The organism is Nonomuraea sp. NPDC049784, assembly GCF_040659615.1.
In the GTDB taxonomy this organism is placed as follows: domain Bacteria; phylum Actinomycetota; class Actinomycetes; order Streptosporangiales; family Streptosporangiaceae; genus Nonomuraea.
On sequence record NZ_JBFAMX010000799.1, the window covers coordinates 1 to 3,824 of the forward strand.

Genomic DNA, 3,824 nt, shown 5'->3' on the forward strand with positions numbered 1-3,824 from the left:
CCTGTCCGACCCGCTTACGCGTCATCTGGACCAGGCCCAGCGAGGTCACCTCGGCCACCTGGTGCTTGGTCCAGCTCAGAGAGCCGCCCACCATGCCCCCCACGCCGTCCACGGTCAGGATCCGGCCCAGCCGGGGCACCTGTCCCCGCTCGTCCACGAACCCGGCCTCGTCGCTCACGCCGATGATCGTGCCCATCGCGTCGAAGAACCCCGATAGCACCAGCGTGAACAGCACCACGGCCGCCGTCAGCGCCCCAGCCCTGGCGAACCCGCCGAACAGGTCGAACGCGCCGGCCAGCCCGAAGTCCGGCGCCGAGACCAGGCGCTCCGGCACGTGTGGCGTGACCACGCCCCACGACCCGCGCGGGACCCTGGCCAGCGAGTTGACCAGGATCGCCAGGCCGGCCGTCACGATGATGCTGATCAGGATCGCGGCCGGGGTCCTGCGCACGTACAGGGCGATCATCAGGAGCAGGCCGAAGGAGAACACCGCGACCGGCCAGCCCGTGAGGTGGCCCGTGGCGCCGAGCTGCACGGGCGTGCCCGTGCCCCGCGCCACGAACCCGGCGTCCACCAGGCCGATCAGCGCGATGAACAGCCCGATCCCCACGCTGATCGCGTGTTTGAGCGCCAGCGGGATCGCGTTCATGATGAGCGTGCGCAGCCCTGTCACGGCCAGCACGATGATGACGAGGCCCTCCAGCACCACCAGGCCCATGGCCTGGGCCCACGTCATGTGGGGCGCGGCCTGATAGGCGACGACGGCGTTGAGCCCGAGCCCGGCGGCCAGGCCGAAGGGGGCGTTGCCGATGAAGGCCATCAGCAGCGTGGAGACGGCCGCGGCCAGCGCGGTGGAGGTGGTCAGCTGGGCGATGGAGAGCCGGGCGCCCGTGACGTCCTTGGCGCCGGCCAGGATGATGGGGTTGAGCAAGATGATGTAGGCCATGGCCACGAACGTGGTCAGCCCGCCACGCACCTCGCGGCCGACGGTGGTCCCCCGCCCGGTGAGCTCGAAGAATCGATCGAGCACCCGCCGTCCCCCTTCATCATGATCAGGGGGAATGCTGGCTAGTTACCCTGCGGGGGACGAGATCACGCCTTCTCGTGGCGCCCGTGGCCGACCAGGCCGACGAACTCCTCGAGCCCGATCGTCCCGTCGCCGTCGCTGTCGGCGGACTTGATGAACGCCTCGATCTCGCTCTCGGAAGCGCCCAGCCCGCCCAGCGCCTCGTTGGCCTGGCGGATCTCGGCGGCGGTCAGCAGGCCGTCGCCGTCGGTGTCGAACCGCCTGAACTCAGTCTCGGCCGCTTCACGTGCGCTTGCCATCGGATACCCCCCATTGCGGAACGTCAGTCGAACAACGCGATATCTTCCGGCCTAATCGGAACGCGAGTCAACCGCAGCCCGGTCGCCGCGCGGACGGCGGCGGCGATGGCGGGGGTGGAGGAGAGGGTCGGCGGCTCGCCCGCGCCGCGCAGTCCGTAAGGCGCCGCCGGATCCGGATTTTCCAGGATCTTCATGTGCATCGGCGGCATGTCGAGGATGGTGGGGATGAGGTAGTCGGTGAACGACGGGTTCAGCAGCCTGCCGTCACGGATCTGGATCTCCTCCATGAGCGCCAGCCCGAGCCCCTGCGCTGAGCCGCCCTGGATCTGACCCTCCAGGGCCTGCGGGTTCAGGATCCGGCCCACGTCCTGGACGGCCGCCAGCTCGACCACCTTGACCAGGCCCAGCTCCACGTCCACGTCCACGACGGCCCGGTGCACGCAGAGGGCGAGCTGGGTGTGGGAGTCGCCCTGGCCGGTGCGCGGGTCCATCGGGTACGTGGGGCGGTGCCGGTACTCGCGCGTCTCCTCGATGGGCCCGAACTTCTCGAGGGCCTCCTCCGGCGACAGTCCGTTGAATCGTTCCCGTACGGCCTCGCAGGCGGCCTTCACCGCGCCGCCGGTCACGTACGACTGGCGTGAGGCCGACGAGGAGCCGGCCGAGCCGACCGAGGTGTCGGCGGCGGCCACGGTCACGTTCGCGATGCCCAGCTCGGTGCGGGCGATCTGCGCCTGGATCGTCACCAGGCCCTGGCCCACCTCGGCGGCCGCCGTGTGCACGGTGACGTGCGGCTCGCCGCCGATCAGCTCGGCGCGCACCCTGGCCGTGGAGTAGTCGTCGAAGCCCTCGGAGAAGCAGATGTTCTTGATGCCGACGCCGTAGCCGACGCCGCGGCGCACGGACTCGCCGTGCGTCGTCTGGGAGACGCCGCCCGGCATGGACCGCAGGTCCTCCGAAACCGCGGAGGGTAGCGGCCCAGGCAGCGGCATCGCCTCCAGTTCGCGCAGCATCTCGGCGAGCGGGGCGGGGGAGTCGATCACCTGGCCGGTGATGAGGTGGGAGCCCTGGGAGACGGCGTTGCGCACCCGGATCTCGACCGGTGACAGGCCGCACGCCTCGGCCAGCCTGTCCATCTGCGACTCGTAGGCGAAGCACGCCTGGACCGCGCCGAAGCCGCGCATCGCGCCGCACGGCGGGTTGTTGGTGTAGACGCCGGTGGCGTCCACCCGCACGTTCTCCACCTCGTACGGGCCCACGCCGAGCGACGCGGCGTTGCCGACCACGGCGGGGGACGAAGAGCAGTACGCGCCGCCGTCCAGCAGGATGTCGGCCTTGACGTAGACCAGCTTGCCGTCGCGGGTCGCGCCGTGCTCGTAGCGCATCCAGGCCGGGTGGCGGTGCACGTGGCCGAAGAACGACTCCTCACGGCCGTACACGATCTTCACGGGCCGGTTCAGCCGCAGCGCCAGCATGCAGGCGTGTGCCTGCATCGACAGGTCCTCGCGGGCGCCGAACGCGCCGCCGACGCCCGACAATGTCAGGCGCACCTTGTCCGGGGGCAGGCCGAGGCAGGGGGCGAGCTGGTCGCGGTCCACGTGCAGCCACTGGGTGGCGATGTAGAGGTCCACGCCGCCGTCCTCGGCCGGGACCGCCAGGCCCGACTCGGGGCCGAGGAAGGCCTGGTCCTGCATGCCGACCTCGTACTCGCCGGTGACGACGACCTCGGCCTCGAATGTGTCGCCCCGCCGCACCGGCTGATGCCTCACGAAATGCTGGGACTTGCGGGGGTCTGTCACGGCCTCGCGGGGCTCGTACTCGACCACGATGGCCTCGGCCGCCCTGCGGGCCGTCTCCGGGTGGTCCGCGGCCACCAGCGCCACCGGCTCGCCCTGGTAGCGCACCTGGTCGATGGCCAGCACCGGCTGGTCCTTGTGCTCCAGCCCGTAGAACTTCGCGCCCGGCACGTCCTCGTGCGTCAGCACGGTGAGCACGCCCGGGATCCTCAGCGCGGGACCTACGTCGATCGAGCGGATCCACGCCGACGGATGCGGGCTGCGCAGCGTCGCGCCCCAGACCATGCCGTCCAGCCACAGGTCGGAGGCGTAGGCGAACTCGCCGGTCACCTTCAGCGTCGCGTCAGGCCGCCGGGCGCTCTCTCCGACGCCGTGAAGGGTGGTGTACGCCGTCTCCGTCATTCTCCGAGTAGAGCACCGCCGTCCGGCCGCCTCCATGCGCGTCGCGTGAAATCCCGGTCAGCGGTTGGCCGCACAGCCTTGTATATTCCTACAAGTGCACATCTCTGACCTGCTGGCCATCGACGACCTGGGCCTGACCCTGCTCGCCGGCGACGCCTCGCGCGAGTTCCACACCGTGCACATCACGGACCTGCCCGAGCCAGGGCGCTACCTGGTCGGCGGCGAGCTGGTGCTGTCCGGGCTGATGTGGTGGCACGCGCCCGAGGACTCGGCCAGGTTCGTGTCGGCCCTGGTCGAGTCGGG

General features: G+C 70.7%; 4 protein-coding genes. 1 reads left to right on the forward strand and 3 read right to left on the reverse strand.

Going from position 1 to position 3,824, the window contains the following annotated elements; genetic code table 11:
• From AB0J09_RS58665 to AB0J09_RS58675, 3 genes are all read right to left on the reverse strand, one after another.
• A partial coding sequence (locus AB0J09_RS58665; protein ID WP_360711978.1) for a solute carrier family 23 protein occupies positions 1–1,030 on the reverse strand: 1,030 nt, incomplete at its 3' end.
• Positions 1,031–1,092: 62 nt separating this feature from the next.
• Complete coding sequence (locus tag AB0J09_RS58670) at positions 1,093–1,326, reverse strand: EF-hand domain-containing protein (protein WP_360711981.1); 234 nt, start codon at positions 1,324–1,326, stop codon at positions 1,093–1,095.
• 23 nt (positions 1,327–1,349) lie between these two features.
• Positions 1,350–3,521, reverse strand: coding sequence for a molybdopterin cofactor-binding domain-containing protein (locus AB0J09_RS58675; protein WP_360711984.1), 2,172 nt, complete (start codon positions 3,519–3,521; stop codon positions 1,350–1,352).
• Between the two features lie 94 nt (positions 3,522–3,615).
• Between AB0J09_RS58675 and AB0J09_RS58680 the strand changes: the two genes are divergently transcribed.
• A partial coding sequence (locus AB0J09_RS58680) for a PucR family transcriptional regulator ligand-binding domain-containing protein (protein WP_360711986.1) occupies positions 3,616–3,824 on the forward strand: 209 nt, incomplete at its 3' end.